The sequence below is a fragment of the Shewanella dokdonensis genome, assembly GCF_018394335.1.
In the GTDB taxonomy this organism is placed as follows: Bacteria; Pseudomonadota; Gammaproteobacteria; order Enterobacterales; family Shewanellaceae; genus Shewanella; species Shewanella dokdonensis.
The window spans coordinates 1,398,274-1,416,392 of the sequence record NZ_CP074572.1 but is presented as its reverse complement, the minus strand read 5'-3'; the positions used below and the strand labels follow the sequence as shown (position 1 = coordinate 1,416,392).

The 18,119-nt window shown below is 49.2% G+C and carries 15 protein-coding genes and 1 pseudogene; 4 read left to right on the top strand and 12 right to left on the bottom strand.

From position 1 onward, the window contains the following. Positions 1-78: 78 nt before the first annotated feature. The 3 genes from KHX94_RS06845 to KHX94_RS06835 all read right to left on the bottom strand — a co-directional run bounded on the left by KHX94_RS06845 (position 79) and on the right by KHX94_RS06835 (position 6,009). Positions 79-3,015, bottom strand: coding sequence for a TonB-dependent receptor domain-containing protein (locus KHX94_RS06845; protein ID WP_213682864.1), 2,937 nt, complete (start codon positions 3,013-3,015; stop codon positions 79-81). A 670-nt stretch (positions 3,016-3,685) separates the two neighbouring features. Beyond that, positions 3,686-5,377, bottom strand: a complete 1,692-nt coding sequence (locus KHX94_RS06840) for a FepA family TonB-dependent siderophore receptor (RefSeq protein ID WP_213683357.1) — start codon at positions 5,375-5,377, stop codon at positions 3,686-3,688. Then, the gene (locus KHX94_RS06835) at positions 5,320-6,009 is read right to left on the bottom strand and encodes a TonB-dependent receptor plug domain-containing protein (protein WP_213682863.1); all 690 of its coding nucleotides are present in this window, start codon (positions 6,007-6,009) and stop codon (positions 5,320-5,322) included. The genes KHX94_RS06840 and KHX94_RS06835 overlap by 58 nt, the downstream gene beginning before the upstream one ends. Before the next feature lie 380 nt (positions 6,010-6,389). Between KHX94_RS06835 and KHX94_RS06830 the strand changes: the two genes are divergently transcribed. Then, positions 6,390-7,673 (top strand): hypothetical protein, encoded by a 1,284-nt coding sequence (locus tag KHX94_RS06830; RefSeq protein ID WP_213682862.1) that lies wholly within the window; start codon positions 6,390-6,392, stop codon positions 7,671-7,673. 212 nt (positions 7,674-7,885) lie between these two features. Here KHX94_RS06830 and KHX94_RS06825 read toward each other — a convergent pair whose 3' ends face one another. The 3 genes from KHX94_RS06825 to KHX94_RS06815 form a co-directional block, all read right to left on the bottom strand. Beyond that, positions 7,886-8,152 (bottom strand): hypothetical protein, encoded by a 267-nt coding sequence (locus KHX94_RS06825; RefSeq protein WP_213682861.1) that lies wholly within the window; start codon positions 8,150-8,152, stop codon positions 7,886-7,888. A 141-nt stretch (positions 8,153-8,293) separates the two neighbouring features. Next, a complete protein-coding gene (locus KHX94_RS06820; RefSeq protein WP_244859365.1) occupies positions 8,294-8,698 on the bottom strand; it encodes an XRE family transcriptional regulator in 405 nt (134 codons plus the stop codon). A 270-nt stretch (positions 8,699-8,968) separates the two neighbouring features. Then, on the bottom strand, positions 8,969-9,379 hold the full coding sequence (locus tag KHX94_RS06815; protein WP_213682860.1) for a winged helix-turn-helix transcriptional regulator: 411 nt from the start codon (positions 9,377-9,379) through the stop codon (positions 8,969-8,971). Positions 9,380-9,449: 70 nt separating this feature from the next. Between KHX94_RS06815 and KHX94_RS06810 the strand changes: the two genes are divergently transcribed. After that, positions 9,450-10,244 carry an NAD(P)H-binding protein gene (locus KHX94_RS06810; protein WP_213682859.1) on the top strand — a complete coding sequence of 265 codons (795 nt, stop codon included), beginning with the start codon at positions 9,450-9,452 and terminating at the stop codon, positions 10,242-10,244. A 65-nt stretch (positions 10,245-10,309) separates the two neighbouring features. On the opposite strand, the gene KHX94_RS21770 is transcribed toward KHX94_RS06810, so the two are convergent. The 5 genes from KHX94_RS21770 to KHX94_RS06785 form a co-directional block, all read right to left on the bottom strand. Next, positions 10,310-10,825, bottom strand: a complete 516-nt coding sequence (locus KHX94_RS21770; RefSeq protein WP_425314045.1) for a hypothetical protein — start codon at positions 10,823-10,825, stop codon at positions 10,310-10,312. Continuing rightward, a complete protein-coding gene (locus KHX94_RS06800; RefSeq protein WP_213682858.1) occupies positions 10,762-10,923 on the bottom strand; it encodes a hypothetical protein in 162 nt (53 codons plus the stop codon). The genes KHX94_RS21770 and KHX94_RS06800 overlap by 64 nt, the downstream gene beginning before the upstream one ends. A gap of 133 nt (positions 10,924-11,056) precedes the next feature. Next, complete coding sequence (locus KHX94_RS06795) at positions 11,057-11,419, bottom strand: hypothetical protein (protein WP_213682857.1); 363 nt, start codon at positions 11,417-11,419, stop codon at positions 11,057-11,059. Between the two features lie 159 nt (positions 11,420-11,578). Then, positions 11,579-12,925, bottom strand: coding sequence for a DUF885 domain-containing protein (locus KHX94_RS06790; RefSeq protein ID WP_213682856.1), 1,347 nt, complete (start codon positions 12,923-12,925; stop codon positions 11,579-11,581). Between the two features lie 5 nt (positions 12,926-12,930). After that, positions 12,931-13,335, bottom strand: coding sequence for a hypothetical protein (locus KHX94_RS06785; RefSeq protein ID WP_213682855.1), 405 nt, complete (start codon positions 13,333-13,335; stop codon positions 12,931-12,933). A gap of 108 nt (positions 13,336-13,443) precedes the next feature. On the opposite strand from KHX94_RS06785, the gene KHX94_RS06780 reads away from it, so the two are divergent. Both KHX94_RS06780 and KHX94_RS06775 read left to right on the top strand, forming a co-directional pair. Next, complete coding sequence (locus KHX94_RS06780; protein WP_213682854.1) at positions 13,444-15,840, top strand: glycoside hydrolase family 127 protein; 2,397 nt, start codon at positions 13,444-13,446, stop codon at positions 15,838-15,840. Positions 15,841-15,942: 102 nt separating this feature from the next. Next, a pseudogene (locus KHX94_RS06775) lies at positions 15,943-17,156 on the top strand (M24 family metallopeptidase). A 35-nt stretch (positions 17,157-17,191) separates the two neighbouring features. Here the strand turns inward: KHX94_RS06775 and KHX94_RS06770 are convergent. Then, positions 17,192-17,452, bottom strand: coding sequence for a hypothetical protein (locus tag KHX94_RS06770; RefSeq protein WP_213683537.1), 261 nt, complete (start codon positions 17,450-17,452; stop codon positions 17,192-17,194). Positions 17,453-18,119: the final 667 nt, after the last annotated feature.

Sequence of the window (18,119 nt, the reverse complement as noted above, 5' to 3'; positions counted from 1 at the left end):
GCCCATTAAAAAAGCCCCTTTGCAGGGGCTTGGCTTACAGGGAGGGCAAGGGAGTAACCCTGTAAAACTCGAAATCGATCAGAATTTAGCGGTCAGACCGATGAACAGCTGGCGGCCAAGTGGATCATAGATGCCAGGGAAGGTGTTGCCGTTGCCAAAGGCACTCAACACGTTAGAGACAATCACTGGTGGATCCTTGTCTAACAGGTTATTGATACCTGCCCGCAACTGAATGTTGTCAGTCAAGGTCATGCTACCGGACAGGTCAAAGTAGTTGTATGCACCAATATGGTCGTTAACGAAGTAATGATCATTTCCTGCCAGGAATTCATTATCTGTGTTGGATGAAAGATCCACGCTTCCCAGATAACGCCACAGCAGTGATACCTGGGCATCGTACCAAGGTGTTGCCCACGTCATGCGGGCATTATGGCGCCAAGTCGGGGCGGGCTGACCACATGTCGGGCCAAACAGGCCTTTACAGTCGTAGGTGCCAAGACCGGGTTGTGGTTCAGTCACCATCTCTTTTAACCAAGTTCCCACTAACTGGAAGTTCAGTGCACCCCATTCGCCCAGTTCATAATTGTAAGTGGCATTGATATCGATACCTGAAGTTTGCAAATAACCGGTGTTGAGCGTAGTGGAAACCACATAACCTTCAGTACCAAACAGTGAACCTGCATCGCTGCGATGGAACAGGTCACAGTAGTAACTGTTACCTGTGCTGAGGCACTGGTTGATGATCAACGTAGGATCTATGGTGCTGATATAGTCCTTTACCTTGATGGTGTAATAATCCAGTGATACTGAAAGATCTGGCAGCGCTGTGGGGGTGAGCACGATTCCGTAAGTGTAAGTATCGGCTTGTTCTGGTTTCAGAGAAGGGTTACCACCGAACTGATAGACGCACTGATCTGCCGGGCATTCCACAATATGGCCATATTGCGCTTCAGTGACACCAGTACGAGCACATTTTTCCTTATCGGCTGAGGGCGAGGTACCAGCACAGGGATCGCTGCCGGAATAGTTGGACAGTCCCTGCGAAGAGAACAGTTCACTGACATTCGGCGCGCGGATAGCGTGGTTGTAGCTGCCGCGAAAGCGCAGATCATCGTTAGGGGCGTAGGTCAGTTCCACCTTGTAGGTGTTAGCGCTGTAACTGGTAGCATTACCTTGGTCGTCATTATTATCGTATTTGGAGTAACGATAACCACCTGTAACACCAAGATATTTTGCGCCTGGCGCATTTTCAATTATGGGCAGATCCAGCTCGCTATAGCCTTCGCTCACTTTAATCTCGCCGTAAGCATCATCCAAACCATTGGCTTTGGCGATGGCATCTGCATTGAATTCATACACTTCGCGGCGGTGTTCGCCACCAATCACCAGGGCCGGCCCCATATCTGCCCAAGGCAGCTTGATGCCGTAATAATCCAGATCAATCTGGCTGAAACCGCTGAGAACATCCAATGTCTGGGTGCTATCGGTAGAGCTAGGAGTAAGAATATAATCTAGCCCTGCATCCGAGATGCCGCTGTAGGCAAACACATCAATCGGCACACAGTCACTATCAGTACCGCTTACCACCGACTGACAGACGATATTTCCAGTATCATCCGTGACCGCCAGGAGCGCATTGGCCGCTTTGAACTGATCAACATCGTTCATATAACGTTCTTGGTACAGTGCCACAGTACGCAGGTAACTCACGTCATAACTGATACCATCGGTAATGTCGCCTTTCAGACCAAAGTTAAAGCGGTAGTCGGTGTGGCGCAGATCATCACGGCGCGGGCGGGCATTGGTCCCATCAAGCCGATAGCCCACATAAGTGTTAATCACCTCGCTGGTCCCGGCCGCAGTACCGCACAATGCTGAACGCTGCTGTTCGCTCATCAGCGGGTTGTCGCAGTTGATGCCAAAATCACTGCCAAACCATAACGCCGAGGGGGCAACCTGGGAGACGCTGTGATCATCCATAAACATAAAGCTGCCATACACCTGTGTGGTGTCGGAAACGTTATAGTGGGTCATCATCCCGGCGGTGTAGCGACGATCCATACGTTGGGTATAGTTTAGCGGCCCAAAGTTATAGAGGTAATCATCACTGTACTGATCCCAGACCTTCTGACCATCTTTGGTGTTGTTATATGAGCCCCCGGTATTGGGGCCACTCAGCACAGTGAAACGCCCCCAGGGGTTGTTGCCTGAACCGCCACAAACATAGCCGTTGAGCGCACTATTGGCACTGATGGAACAAGCCGAATAATCGCGTTCGCTTTGGATGACTGGTTCGGTGCGGCGGAAACCTGCATAAAAGGTGATGTTGCCTTTGTCATCGGCAAAGTCAGTACCTGCGGCAAGGTTAAAGTCATACTTTTCACCGTCGGTGACTGAACTGGGTGCCGTGTCATAGCCATAGCTACTCACCAGGTCTCGTAAACCATCATCGTTATTGTTGTGCTGGTAGGTACTGGCTTGAGTGTCAAAGATGATGCCGTTAAGGTCATCTTGCAGAATAAAGTTAACCACCCCGGAGATGGCATCGGAGCCATAAACCGCAGAAGCACCACCTGTGACCACATCAATGCGTTTTACCAGTGCCGAGGGGATGAAGTTCATGTCCATGGCCATGGTTGGCAATATGCGCTGTCCATTGACCAGTGTCAGCACGCGGTTTGAACCCAGATTACGCAAGTTTATCTGCGCAGTACCATCAGAACCATTGGAAACGTTCTCGTTAGCATCAGCCGTAAACTGCGGCATCTTGTTGAGAACGCCTTCCACTGTGGTGGCACCTTGGAATTTGATGTCCTTTTCATCCACGGTAGAGATCGGGCTGTTAGTGACAAATTCCGCCCGTTGAATACGGGTGCCAGTAACGGTGACGGTTTCCATTTTCTTGTTTTTCTGAGCATCGTCAGTTTCATCGGCATAGCTCAGGAATGGCGGCGTGGTGCCAAGCAGTAAACATACTGCCAGTGCCCTCCGTCCGATTGCTGTATTGCGCTTCATGGCTTTCCTCTTCACTTCATATGTATGGGTCTTGTTATTTTGTGGCGTTAGTTAATTCACGTTTCACTAACATGTATAATAAACACACAATACAAATAGTATGTCAAATATATTATACGATATTCTATATATGATTTTATGAACTAGAGATAAACAATACAGTGATGATGCTGAATGTGATAACTATAACTACATTAAAAACATGTAGTTATATAACATCCGATAGAGGCAGTATTACAGCTGAGGCTGGCAATGACTAAGAAGCATAGAAATAGTGTGGGTATTTATGCGGTATGCACATATGAAGAACCGCCGAGCGTTTTGGGTAACACTCCCGATAGGTGGTTGCTCATGTGCTCATGAGTGATGCTGGTAAACACGATTTAGCGCCACCGGGAGGCGAGCTGTTGTTGCACGGCGACCGATAAAAATCACAATGCCGCTGTTGCCGCTAGAACTCGCATCCAGTTCACTTGGGGCTGACTGCCGTTCTAGGTGGGGCGTCTCTAGCGAGAACCACAAATATATCTAGCCTAAAGCCGATGTGAACGGCTAACGGTATGGCTAAATACTGTCAATAATGTATAAAAACTATTAAATTTCAATTTATTATGTGTTATGTGTAAAAGGTCGCATTCAGTCGAGTGCGGCCTTTGGTTTTGCACCATGGCTAGAAAGAATAGGTCGCTGACAGATAATAAGCGCGTCCTGGTTCGTTGTAGGTATTGGCTCCCGCTGCTGAGTTAGTGGCTTCACGGAACAGACGACGATCCGTCAGGTTGGTTACACCTAAACTAAAGCGCAGAGCATCATTGAAGTGATAGTTGGCACCTAAGCTCAGCAGACTATAGGGTTCACGTTCACGCAGTTCATCACCAGCGGCATCGGCGCCTGTTAAGGTCAGGGTTTGTGGCCGTTGAGTACCGTAGCGTGTCCAGGTAAAGGACAGCGACAGATCGTCAATCACTTGCCAATCCAACATGGAGTTGATGGTGTAACGAGGGATGACTGATAACGGTTGGTTGGTGGTCTCGTTGCGGTTTTTGTCCATGTAGGTGATATTGGTGTTCCAATTGAGCACCTCACCATATTCACCAATCAAGGGTACTTTCAGGTTACCTTCAAACCCTTCCACAATGGCTTTGTCGGCATTGACCCATTGCAGCAGATACGCACCATTGTCGTTTTCACCGTAAGGTACTAAGCCTGATACAATTTTACCGTCATAGTCGTTACGGAAGTAGGTCAAACTGGCATTCCAACCCGTGTGTTGATATTGCAGGCCAACCTCTTTATTAACACTGGTCTCTGGGTCGAGATCATCATTACCTAAAATATAGCAGCCAGCACCTTGGCTTGGGAATTGGTTTGGACAACCGTTACCGCGGGTGTAGTACAGGTAATCTGGGTTGGCCTGATATAAGTTGGGTGCCTTAAACGCTTTGGCAATACCGACACGTAAGGTCAAGTCTTGGGTGAGTTCGTAAGAGCTGCTGACGTAGGGGCTAAAGTTATTGCCGAACTTGTCGTAATGATCCATACGCACGCCAGCAGTCAGCATCCATGCTCGAGTCAGTTCAATGTTGTCTTCGGCGTATAGTGCTTGGTATTTACTGTCAGATTTTCCGTTGCGGACGTCACTCAAACCATCAATAGCGCCACCCATAGTGCCTTGAGAAACTGAGTGTGGGTCGTCCAGCTTATCTTGACCGACTTCAAAACCGAGAGTGCCGTTGTGGGCTAACCCTAGTAGTTTAAATGGTACGCTGGCGCTACCTGCCAGTTCGTAGGTCTCATAGGTCGAGGTTGACCATTCACTGTCGGAGGTAATGCTGCCTTCGCCACCACCTGCCAAGCCTTCGTTGAGACGATGGTTACGGGTATTTTCATAAGAGAATGACAGGTTGGTGTCTCCCCAGTCCCAGCTCCCTCGGTGGGCAATGGAAGCACTTTGGCGGTACATAATGTTGGTTTCCACACCATTATTGGCTAATTCGTCCATTAAATCTGAACCATTGCTATTTACCGCGCGATCGCCGGCATAGATATTACCTTGGCGGCTGAAACCCGCTTCAAATTCAAATACCTGATGTTTAGAGGCATCCCAACGGACTAACCCGTTGACATCTTTATTGCGTACCCCTTCGCGGTATGCGGGGGCCATGGCGGTATCACTCGTGGCAAAGTTAGCGTTAAGGCGTGGGTCGTCGGCATCCGTTTTGTTGAGGTTGCCATACAGGCGGAATGACAGCTCATCCGTTAAACCGCCAGAGAGGTTAAATCCGGCACGTTCACTGGAGCCTTCTAAGCTATCTTCTGGCTGATTCGTAAATAGGGTAACGCTGCCATGTAATTTTTGGATGGCGCTTTGGTGATGATGTTGACCACCCCACCGGAAGCCCCAGAACCATAACGTGCGGCGGCTGGGCCTCGCAGAATTTCAATTCTTTCTACCGCATCAGCGGGTACCCAGTTGCTATCACCACGGCTATTACGTTCACCGGAGCGCCCCATGCGCACTGAGTTGCGTGATGATACAGGTTTGCCATCAACCAAAATCAGAGTGTTTTCCGGCCCCATGCCACGCAGGTCAATCTGGCGGTTGTTACCATATTGGCCAGAAGCACTATTTCCCGTGAGGTTAACGCCAGGCATCTTACGGATCAGTTCAGCGAGATCATTCGCCGGCGGACGGCGTTCTAAATCTTCGGAGGTGATGACAGAAACCCCAAGAGATTGCTTGATCTGCTGCTCCGCAGTACCAATCACGATAACCTTTTCAATCTTTTCTTTGGCTTTTTTATGGTGCCGGTTACCGGTTTGGCCCCGCAGTGATTGGTCATCGGTGGCCGCCTTATTATCTAAGGTCGCTTGCGATTGTTCGGTAACATCTTGATGGTCGGTGGTTGGTTCAGCAGCACTGGCGGTTGCCGCAGATAAGGCTAGGGTGAGCGCACTTACCACTGAAATCGTGGCCGGGACTATACGTGTCATCAATTACTCCGTAATACCAATGAGAATTATTATCGTTTGGAATAATATTGATATTTTTATTTAGTGCAACCTAAATTTAAAAAAATGAGATTTAGTTCTAGTTTATTTATCTCGGCAATCGCTGGATGAGTCATGTAATAGTTTGGTTTTACAGGTGTTTTCTTCAGTTTTGCTACTAAAGCCTCATGCTTGTTAACAACATCGCCATCAGCGTGACGAAACAATGCTGATAGCACATGTAGCTGTTACCAACTGGTATGACAGGCATATTTGTGGTGCTGTCACCCATTATTCAGCGGATTAAACCTGTTACAATGCGGCAGTTTTTGTGCCTGGCTGGTGGCGTGACCAGACCAGAGTTGTCCGGTGCGGGAAGGTCTATGTCAGCGCTGTCGTCTCATTTATCCCATAGTCAATTGGCCGGGTGGTTAGTACTGGCTACCTGGGGCTTGTATCTATTGGTGTTAGCCTTGGGCTGGCCGCCATATCTGCCAGCATTGGCTTCTTGGCTGGCCATAGGCTATTGCTGGAAGGCGCTTGGCCGCTCTGCCAGAAAACAGTCGGCGATACTATTCGGCGCCGGAGTGCTGATGTTGCTATGGGGCATGTTGCATGGCGTTGGGCTGGATTTCGAGAGTGCTACCACCCGTAATTTGCCACTGTTATCTATGTTCGTAGCGGTATCATTTCTGGCGTTGACCAATCCAGAACAGGAAGACCAATCACAACCCACTGGCCGTAAGGGCTTTTGGTCAACTATCCTTTCATGTCACCTGTTAGGAGCGGCCATCAACTTGTCGATTATCTTCGTGGTAGGTGATCGACTAATGCGTAAAAATCCCCTAACCGATGAGCAGATCCGAGTACTGATGCGTGGCTTCTGTGCGGGCGCTTACTGGTCACCTTTCTTTGTGGCTTTTGGGGTGGCAATGACCTATGCCCCAGGTGCGCAGTGGACTTCCACATTCTTGCCTGGCGTAATCATGGCGGGATTGATGTTTGCGCTTACTTACTTCGAAGCCAGCCGTGGTAATTTGCAGGCGTTTCGTGGTTACCCCTTGAAACGCGACAGTCTGTTTATTCCTGGGTTGCTGGCGATCGTGGTGCTGACGCTGCACAGCATATATGAAAAGACCAATATTTTAACCATCATCAGTATCATTGCGCCCCTGGGAGCATTGCTATTTTTACGCGGCAGACCCCGGCGTAAAGTGCTGGTGAACTATGTTGAGCAGCGCCTTGCCGGCGTCGCCAGTCAGTTTTCGTTATTTTTAGCGGCCGGGGTGTTTTCAACCGGGGTGGCGGCCATGATTGCCTGTTATCCATCCCTATTCAGTTTCTCGGCAACGCATCTGACACCAACACTATTTTGGGGGATCAGTGCCATTATGATCCTCGCGGGACTCATAGGTGTGCACCCGGTTGTCAGTGTATCGCTGGTGGCGCCTTTACTGATGCCGCTAGTGAGCAACATGAATCAGTTGGCATTTTTGTATCTCTCCGTATGGGGTACCGCCACCGCGGTGAGTCCACTGTCTGGTGTTGGTTTATCGATGGTGAGCCGTTACAACGCCAGTAGCCGTACTATTTTGCGGCAAAACTGGCGCTACATGCTGGCGATGTGGTTAGCGGCGGGCGGTGTGAACGCGTTGCTATTTGGCTAAGACAGTTGTGAAATCATCACCTAAAATCGCGGCATGCCAGCGCCAATACTGTGCTTGCACCTTAAGTAACTGCTGTGGTCGGTGCCAATACACATGGGGCGTCGGGATGGAAAACGACATAAGCGTATCGACTCATGCAGGACTGTATGCACCTCATATATTTTTCTGGTAACTGCGCTGCGCGCTACAAGCGTCAGCCTCAGTTTTATGCGTTATTCGCAATATTCAGATAGATACAGCTTAATCCCAAGTTTACCCATAATCGACATAGCTTCTGGTGATAAAATAGCCCCACCGCCACATGCTTGTTCTCGGATACTGAAGCCAATATCCGCAATATAGTGGGAGGCAACTAAATCTTCTGAGTTTTCAATTAACCACCGTTCGAGCTCTTGGATTTGGTAAGACAGTTCCCATTTACCTTTTGCAAGTAAAGCAACATATTCATTGGAACGTTCTAACTTTATATAAATAGGCACTTAACTTCCTTGTCGATATTATTGCCCTTGCAAGACACCTTTTTATAATGATGCAAGCAAAAGATGCTATTTTGCCCTTATGTATTGCACCTTAAATATTGCACCTTAAATATTTATTAATGGCTAACATAACTAGCGCTTTTAATTAATTTTTTTGTTTAAATACTCTACGAATACATTTAATGCTAAGCATAAAAAACCAACAAAAAAGCTGATGCCACCAAAATCAAGATATCTAAAATTGCCATGTATTTCGTATTGTTGGTTAAAATCTGCACCTTTCAGTGTTGGTATCAGAATATCAACAATCCAGAGGCCAAAGAAAAGACTTGATAAAGCAAAGGTAAACAGCCATGTATATTTACAGATAAAATGAAAGGTGACATTTTCTAATTTTTGAGATAGTTGTAACTCATCGGGGGATACGGCAAAGACTGACGCCAGCGCTTTGGTGGTTTCTATCGATGCGGTACCACTTTTTCCACACGCTGAATAGTTCTTACGCTCAGTCCACTCGCAACCGCCAATTCTTCCTGGCTCCAACATTTAATTGCACGAAGTTTTTGAATGATATTCTTATCTAATTTCACATCTCTACTCATCATCTGACCTTACTTGTTGCTAAAAGATAAGGTCATAATAGTGATATTAACCTGCAATCGCCCTGACACCACCAAGACAGATACCTGACACTATAGCCACAGATTTACGACACTTGCGTGCCAGCTATGCTGTAGCGGTCACTAGCGATGTGCCATCGCCCTATTTTGTTACGTAAAGGTAACATGGTTTGTTGGTGTTTGAGTACATCAAAACTTACGGTTGGCGATGTTTTTTATCAAAGGTCGAACGTGCTAACTCAAGTTCAGCTTTGTGTTCTTTGCTCCATGTGACCAGCAGGGCTACTTGGCTTGAAAATGAACGTCCAAGTGCTGACAGTTCATAGGTGACGCTTGGCGGAATCGTGGGGTCAATATGGCGTAAAACATAGCCATCACGCTCTAATCTGCGCAACGTCAAGGTCATCATCCTCTGCGATATTCCCACTAATGCTTTTTCAATCTCCCGATAACGCTTCGGGCCGTTTGACAGCTCCGCCAGTGTCATTACCGTCCAGCGTTCACCTAACCGCTCAAGGAGCAGCCGTAATCCGCAGTCCTCATGCTCCTCAGCACCGCAAGGCGCGATAGCTGACGCCGTACGAACATCAATGTGTGTAGCCGACAAAATTGTGCCTCCTTATGAAGCGGCTAGGGTTTCTTTAAGATAGAGGAAACCATGCAACAAAGGAAACGTTATGATTCTTATCACCGGGGCTTCGGGCCACCTAGCATCACTTGTGACACAAAAGGCTCAAGCGCGCGGCTTACCCATTATCACCGCCAGCCGCTCGCAGGGATTCGATCGCCAGATGGATTTCGATAATCCTGCCACTCTTGATTTCACGGATGTTGATATCTTGTTTCTCACCTCTGCCGGGTATGCTGAAGATGATGTTGTCATGCAACGGCACGGTAATGTTATCGCGGCGGCTCGCTCACAAGGCGTCCGGCATATCGTCTATACCAGTCTGTCAGGCAGCAGCGATCATTTAGGATTTGCCTTAGCGCATCGTTGGACGGAGCGGCAGCTTCAAGCAAGCGGTATGACCTGGACTATCTTGCGTAATGGCCTTTACGCGGAGTTAATTGGCGCACTAGCAACACCACATGATGGCCACATAACCGCCCCTTTGGGCGCTACGGGTATATCCGCCGTGGCTCGCGACGATCTCGCAACTGCCGCTGTGACGGTTCTGGCAGATGCGGCGATACACGCTAATACCTGCTACGAGTTGTCTGGGACAACATCTTTTTCATTAGCCGAGCTGGCATACTGTATTGGGGCTGACTACCAACCAACGCGTCTGGCGGTCGAGCGCGCGAGGCTTGGTAAGTTGCCGTTACTCCCATTTCAACCCTCAATGCTTATGTCAATCTATGCATCGGCAATCGGGGGATTTTTAGAAACAAGCACAAGCGATTTAAGCGCGCTGGTGCCGCAGCCCAAGAACGCCCTGACCATTGCTTGTGCGGTGGCTCAAGGCAATTAGCCTCTTGTATTTAGGCCAAAATACGGCGCGATAATGGCAAAGTCGCGGCGTATTTTTATTGGACCTCAAGTCGGTAATCTTTCGCTAACGCCCTCGGTTTGGGCTTGAATCTGGTGTCTTGCCCACCACCAATCGGTTGATAACGAAAAATACGCTGCAAAACAATGCCAGAGATAACAGCATGGGCATGAGAACCGCCGTCCCCAAATTGCCCAACAGCGAGAAAAAGCAAATATGGCAAGGTATATAAAGCCAGCATTAACCGTGGTCCTCATATCAGCTCGGAGAGTTGGCGCTGATGCGAAATACCAGCTAAATACACTGTAGATAAATGTGCTAATGGCAGTTAAATTGGCGATAAAAAATAGCGGGTTAGACACGTCGTTATAAAGACCAATACATGACACTGTTGCCGTTAGCAAAAATAGCGTAGCTGCCACCCAATTACTGCGTCTAGTGGTGTTTATAACATGAGGTTTTACTTCCAAATCTGCCAAATCCACATTAAACGTGGCAGCTAAACATAGCTTGGTTTCTCTTGATGATTTTCCTGCTGTTTCGACGCGTTGAATGGTGCGCAAGCTGATGCCTGCTGCTTGGGCAAGTTGCTCTTGCGACCAACCGGCATTTTTCTCAAGTTTTTGACTACTTCAGAATTGATCATTTGGTCATTTTCCATTTCCGCTTCCTCTCTGTCAGTCGAGGAATTAAATAGCCATAAACTGTTTTAGCATACAACGCCAGTCTGCCGCCACTTTGCGCCAACTGCCCGCCACATTAGCCGCCATAGTGCGTTCAGCTGTCCCTCAGAATTAGGCAGCCATAATCACCATAATAGTTTTAATTAATATGATAAAAACACTGTAACCAAGCAGCATCATTGCGCGTCTTCGGCGCCGTGGTAAAAGTTCTTGCACTACCACCTCTTCACCACTTGTGACTTTCGCACTCCACAATAAAAAATAGCGAATCTTTAAATTAAAACTATTTGAATTAATTGTAAATTTTGCATTATGTACTGGCCAAAAACAAAGCATCTTAGAATATTTTTTACATCCTTCCGCTGCTATCGTGAATCTGGTGGTAAAGCGATCATAGGATACTTGTACAGGTATTCCTGCAATAACGTGTTGTTCCCTTTGTATCCGTTCATATTTGATTATTTTGCTGCTCACCTAAATGTCCTAGTTCAGTGAAAGTGGCTAAGCGTAATGCTGTTTGGGTCAATGCAGAAATGGGATAGTGGCGACCTGGAATGACAAGAAGCAGGCAGGGCCACTGTGGACATCCATGTCCATCTTGAGGGGGCCTGCCTGTGATATGGCAAGTGTTGCTTAGTCTTGATACGGTGACGGGCCGCCATCCTTGATGAATTGCTCGATACGCGCATCCAGCACTTTCATTGGCACTGAACCGAGTTGCAGCACAGTGTCGTGGAAATTGCGGATATCAAACTTGCTGCCCAGCGCCTTTGCGGCTTTGGCGCGATTCTTCTCAATATCCATTTCACCCAGATAGTAGGACAGTGCCTGACCCGGCCAAGCGATATAGCGGTCGACTTCTGTGGTTACTTCATGCACCGACAGTGCGGTGTTATCCAGCATAAAGTCTTGCGCCTGTTTGCGGCTCCAGCCTTTGGCGTGGATGCCAGTGTCTACTACCAACCTTGCCGCGCGCCACATCTGGTAGCTCAACATGCCGAAGATTTCGTATGGGGTGTGGTAGATGCCCATCTCTTCGCCAAGTTTTTCACAGTAAAGTGCCCAGCCTTCGCCATAAGCCGAGATGTAATAGTTACGGCGAAATTCTGGCAGCTCTTTGTTCTCGGCGGCCAATGGCATCTGGAAGGCATGACCTGGTGCAGATTCATGCAGTGTCAGCGCTGGCAGTGAGTACAACGGCCGTGAAGGCAGATTGTAGGTATTGACCAGATAGATGCCTGGGCCACCGCGGCCACCAGTATAGAAGGGGGCTAAGTCATCGGGAACTGGCACAATGGCAAAACGGCGACGTGGCAGGCGACCAAACCAGTCACCAGCCACGGCATCAAACTCTTTGGCGATCCAGGCGGCACGATCCAGCAGTGCCTGTGGGGTTTTCACGTAGAACTGCGGATCGGTGCGCAGGAAATCCAGAAAAGCTTTTAAGTCACCTTTAAAGCCCACTTGCTGCATGATCTGATGCATCCGCTCACGGATTTTAGCGACTTCGTCGAGCCCAATCTGGTGGATTTGCTCGGCGCTCAGATCCAGCGTGGTGTACTTCTCAATCTGTGACTTATAAAAGGCTTTGCCGTTAGGTAAGTCATAGGCGGCGAGCGATTTTACGGCGCCGGGAATGTATTCTTGCCGCAGGAAGGTCAGCACCTGCTGATGCGCCGGGATCACGTAGTCGCTCATGGCCTTGAGGCCCGCGGCTTTCAACTCAGCCTGGACCGGTGCCGGAATGGTGTCTGGCATTTTAGTAAAAGGCCGGAAAAATATATTATCTGCTGCTGTCGCATTGGCAACTGACGCCGCAGTAGCATCTCGCCCTTGCAAGGTGATCTGCGGCAAAGTAAAACCGCGTTTCAAGCCAGCGCGCATATTGTCGATATTCTGTTGAAAATAGCGTGGCATATCGGCTAGCCACTGTAAGTAATGGCGATAATCTTGCTCGGTATGGAAAGCTTGATCTGACATATAGCTCAGATCCCCCAGAACGAAGTATCGCCAGATAATGGCCGTTCATAGACTTTGTTGAGCACATCCGACATCAAGGAGCCAATCTGTTCCTTATACACTGCCAGATTGATTTTATTGGCGGCTGATAGTTGGCTGCTATCCAGTTTATCCAGCTGTTGCTCAACATTTTGCCAGTACTTGAGGTGCGCCTGCTGTGTTTTGAGGCTGACATCTGGCAAAGAAGAGGGGACGGCAGCCAGATCACTGTCTTCATCAACACTGCTCTGGTTTTGGCGCCATTGCCATTCGCTGGAATAAATTTTTTCAAATTGTTGATTGGCATCGGCGGCCACGGCGGTGTATACCGGCTGCAACAATGCGCAGGCTGCCAGCAGCACTGCACGGGAGCCCACTGCAAATTTCGCCACGTTCCTTCTCCTTGGGTTGATTAAAAAATATATATATCGTATACATTATAAAAAAGAAAATTAAAAGCCTTTGTTCATTTGGGCGACCTTGTTATCTAGGAGACCAACATGTGCCACCTCTGTTTACAAGCCAGCAGACGCCGGGTTTTACAAGGAATGTCGGCGCTGGCCGCACTCTCTGCCATTCCGCTAACTGGCTGTGCTAGTTCGCAAAAAACCACTATGCCAGCTCGCCCATTACCCTTGACCGCACAGCCATTGCCGTTACCTGCGGTGCGCTTGCTGCCTTCTGATTTCAAACGTGCGCTAGAGGCCAATACCCGCTATCTGATGTTATTGGAGCCTGATCGCCTGCTGCATAACTTCCGTTTGTTTGCCGGCCTCAAACCCAAAGGCGAAATTTACGGCGGCTGGGAAGGCGACACTATTGCAGGCCATACTTTAGGGCATTACATGTCGGCGTTGGCATTGTTGTACGGGCAAACGGGCAATGCTGAAGCCAAGCAGCGGCTGCAATACATTGTGGCCGAGTTGACCGAAGTGCAGAATGCTGAAGGCGATGGCTATGTTGCGGGGTTTTCCCGTAAACGCAAAGACAAGACCATTGTTGATGGTAAAGAGATTTTTGCCGAAATCAAAGCGGGTGATATCCGTTCTGCCGGGTTTGATTTAAACGGTTGTTGGGTGCCTTTTTATAACTGGCACAAGCTGTACGCGGGATTGTTTGATGCGCAGCAATATTGTGGCATTGAGGCGGCGTTGCCGATCGCCGTGAAGCTGGGCGGTTACATTGAGGATGTCTTTGCAGCGCTGGATGAGCAGCAAGTGCAGCAAGTGCTGGATTGTGAACACGGCGGCATTAACGAGAGTTTTGCTGAGTTATATGCTCGCACCCAGGACCCGCGCTGGCTGAAACTGGCCGAACGTTTATATCACAAAAAGGTGTTGGCACCGCTGAGTCAACGCCAGGACGATCTGCCAAACATCCATGCCAATACCCAAATTCCCAAACTGATTGGATTGGCACGACTGCATGAACTGACTGGCAGCACTAGCGATGGGACTGCCGCGAGCTTTTTCTGGGAAACCGTCACCCAGCATCACTCCTATGTGATTGGGGGCAATGCCGACCGTGAATATTTTTTCGATGCCGATGCCATCGCCAACCATATTACCGAGCAAACCTGCGAAGCCTGTAATACCTACAATATGCTGAAATTGACCCGTCATTTATACAGTTGGGGCGTCAATGCGGCGTATTTTGACTATTACGAACGGGCGCATTTGAACCATATTCTGGCACAGCTTGATCCAGAATCTGGCATGGTAACTTACATGACGCCCTTGATGTCCGGCGCGGCGCGGGAACACTCCAGCCCTTATGACAGCTTCTGGTGCTGTAACGGTACTGGTATGGAAAGCCATGCCAAACATGGCGATTCTATCTGGTGGCACAGTGAAGACACCTTGTTTGTTAACCTTTATATTCCATCAACGGCCAACTGGCAGCAACAGCAGGCGGCTTTGACGTTGGAGACTCAGTATCCCTATGACGGTGCCATTAGCATCAACATCGACCGGGCCGAAAGTGCGTTTACTCTGGCGCTGCGTATTCCTGGTTGGGCCGGGGATGATTGGCAACTCCTGCTCAATGGCAAATCGGTTAGCGCCGAGCAGGACAAGGGCTATGCCTACCTATCACGCCGTTGGCAAGCGGGCGATAAATTACAGCTGCTGTTGCCAATGACTTTGCGACTGGAACCTACGCCCGGTAATGAACAAATGGTGGCGGTATTACGCGGCCCTATGGTGCTAGCGGCCGACATGGGTGCCAGTGAAGAACCATTTGTTGGCAGTGCCCCGGCATTGGCGGGTAATGATCTGCTGGCAGGGTTTGTGCCGCTCACCGGTGCGCCTGCAACCTATAAAACCCAAGGCATTGGCCGCCCGGCAGATATGAATTTCTCCGCTTTTTATGCTAATCATCATCGTCGCAGCGCCGTGTACTTCAAGCGTTTTACCGATGCGCAATGGGCTGCTGAAGAAGTGGCTTATGCCGCCGAGCAAGCGCGTCTCAAAGACTTGGCCGAGCGTTCCGTGGATGTCATGCATCTTGGTGAAATGCAGGCGGAGCGTGATCATCAGTTAGACTCAGAGATCAGTTATCCAGTGGTCTATCGTGGTCGCAATGGCCGTGATGCGCGTACCGGCGGTTTTTTCTCATTCCAGATGCAAACGGCCAAAGGCCCACTGAAACTACAGGCCAGTTATTGGGGCGAAGAGCGAAAACGCTTGTTTTATATTCTGGTAGACGGCGAACGCATTGCGAGTCAACGGCTGAATTTCGATAAGCCCGGCGCATTTTTTGAGGTGGAATATGCTATTCCGCTACGACTGACGCAGGGGAAAAAACAGATTACTGTACGTTTTGAACCAGAACCGGGGAATACCGTTGGCCCGGTGTTTGGTGTACTGTTATTTAAACCCAAATCCAGCGTAATTTAATTCGGCTGTCGCCATATTAAGACGATAGCCCTGATGGCGGTTGCCCGGTATTTCCGGCGGCCGCCTTTGCTATTAAGGCCTGTATTCAGGCAAGGAGAATTCATGTCAGACAATGGCATTGGCGGTAAGACCCGCGAACAGGCATTGGCAGCGCTCAGCGATATGACCACAGCAGCTGTGGCCGTCAGCCGTGATGAATATCAGGCGCGGATGTACCAAGCGCAGCAGTATATGCAGCAACATGGAATTGACGCTTTATACCTGAATGCGGGTACTAACCTGCGTTATTTTACCGCACTAGAGTGGGGCACCAGTGAACGGCTGATGGGAGCAATTCTGCCTGCAAATGGCCACTTAACCTATCTGGCTCCCGCCTTTGAAATCGATACCATCCGCGAACGTCAGGTCTTTGCAGGGGACATTTATGGCTGGGAAGAGCATGAAAGTCCTTATGAATTGCTGGTGCGCGTGTTGGCAAAACAGGGGATTGTTTCCGGTAAACTGGCCTTGGATGAGTCCACCGCGTTCTTTATGGTGGATGGCATCGCCAAAGTGGCGGGGGGATCAGTCTAATCAACGGTGGCGTGGTGACTGCGCACTGCCGTATGCACAAATCTGCGGCAGAGATTGCCTTGATCAAACAGGCAATGGCGATGACGCTGGCTGTGCATAAAGCGGCCGCCAGTATTTTGCATGAAGGCATCAGCACTACCGAGGTGGAACAGTTTATTGAAGCCGCACATCGCAAAGTAGGTGCTTCCGGTTCCTATTTTTGCATCGTGCTGTTTGGCAAAGCTACGTCATTCCCGCATGGGGTGAAAGACCCGCAGATCCTCAAAAATGGCGATATGGTGTTGATCGATACCGGGTGTCGTTTACAGGGTTACCATTCCGATATCACCCGCAGTTATGTGTTCGGTGAAGCAACTGCGCGGCAACGGCAGATTTGGCAGGCAGAGCAGAATGCACAGTTGGCCGCATTTGCCGCCGCCAAGCTGGGATTGCCTTGTGGTGCCGTAGATGATGCGGCGCGCGCGTCGCTGCAACAGGATGGTTTAGGGCCGGATTATTGTCTGCCAGGGCTGCCACATCGTACTGGTCATGGCCTGGGGCTGGATATCCATGAACAACCTTATCTGGTGCGCGGTAATCCAATCCCGCTGGAAGCTGGTATGGTGTTTTCTAACGAACCCATGATAGTGGTGCCTGGGGAATTTGGTGTACGTCTGGAAGATCACTTTTATATGAGCGAGCAAGGCCCTGAGTGGTTCACTCTGCCAAGTACTAGCATCGACGATCCGTTCGGTATCTGTTAAGTCAACGAGTGACAGGCTGGCTGGACGCTGGCCTGTTATTTTCCCTTGTTCGTTATTGGCGCGACAATGGTTGTTGCCAGTTCATTGGCAAAATCCGGCAGCTTTGCCGCCATACCGCAAATTTTATGGCATTGCGCACATTGACTGCGCTTGCCACAACTCCACAGACATAACTGCCACAGAGCTTGTTTCGATTGTCGATCCAGACACTGTAACTCGGCGGCACACAGATGCCCGGCTAGTATCAGCTCAGCCAGCTTGGCCTCACTGATGGCAACATTGACAGTTTTAGGCATACTTGTTCCTCATATTACAAATGATAACTATTATCAATTATGCAATAACTTTTGACTTTTTGCGCTGCCAATTTCGTTGGTTTTGTGATGTGAAACCTTTTTCTCTGACGCGGCACACCAGTACCTTAACGCGATTAATATCTCGCCATCGGTCATGCAGATTGCCAGCAAACTTGTGACGACAGCATGCTAACAGTTGCTTGATGGTGCGGTTTACTGCTGTCGCCACTATGGATGCAGTAAACCGCTGCACTCGTTACTTCAATAACGCTAAAACCCTATGACAGCAAAGGTTAGCGGCAGGTTACGCCTTGGAATAAGTGCCGTAGTAATCTCTATTGTAAGTGCTATAGCGTGCTCTTAAGTGCTCTAAAATGCGGGTGTAGCATAATTATTGACCAATTTATTGAATCGGAGGCGCACCTGATTGATATGCAGACTGCGGCTCGGCAGAATCATCTAGGTGATATTTGCGTCCCAAACTATTGGGCGGTTGATGTGTGACATTGCTGCGGCAGCGAAGCTTCAACTGATGTAAGCGCCAAGGGAACAAACTCAAAAATATGACTTACCCGAAAGTCCGGTGTTGCTGCCAAGCTGTGGGCAATTGCTGCCCCGCTTGCTGAAACGGCGCACGCCATCGCTGCAAGCTAAATCTGTTAGCGTT

What these genes read in the sequence shown, in the direction of transcription:
- KHX94_RS06770 (WP_213683537.1), bottom strand. Translation starts at nt 17,452, where the DNA reads ATGCCTAAAACTGTCAATGTTGCCATCAGTGAGGCCAAGCTGGCTGAG.
- KHX94_RS06845 (WP_213682864.1), bottom strand. Translation starts at nt 3,015, where the DNA reads ATGAAGCGCAATACAGCAATCGGACGGAGGGCACTGGCAGTATGTTTA.
- KHX94_RS06820 (WP_244859365.1), bottom strand. Translation starts at nt 8,698, where the DNA reads ATGTTGGAGCCAGGAAGAATTGGCGGTTGCGAGTGGACTGAGCGTAAG.
- KHX94_RS06790 (WP_213682856.1), bottom strand. Translation starts at nt 12,925, where the DNA reads ATGTCAGATCAAGCTTTCCATACCGAGCAAGATTATCGCCATTACTTA.
- KHX94_RS06780 (WP_213682854.1), top strand. Translation starts at nt 13,444, where the DNA reads ATGTGCCACCTCTGTTTACAAGCCAGCAGACGCCGGGTTTTACAAGGA.
- KHX94_RS06835 (WP_213682863.1), bottom strand. Translation starts at nt 6,009, where the DNA reads ATGACACGTATAGTCCCGGCCACGATTTCAGTGGTAAGTGCGCTCACC.
- KHX94_RS06800 (WP_213682858.1), bottom strand. Translation starts at nt 10,923, where the DNA reads ATGGAAAATGACCAAATGATCAATTCTGAAGTAGTCAAAAACTTGAGA.
- KHX94_RS06830 (WP_213682862.1), top strand. Translation starts at nt 6,390, where the DNA reads ATGTCAGCGCTGTCGTCTCATTTATCCCATAGTCAATTGGCCGGGTGG.
- KHX94_RS06810 (WP_213682859.1), top strand. Translation starts at nt 9,450, where the DNA reads ATGATTCTTATCACCGGGGCTTCGGGCCACCTAGCATCACTTGTGACA.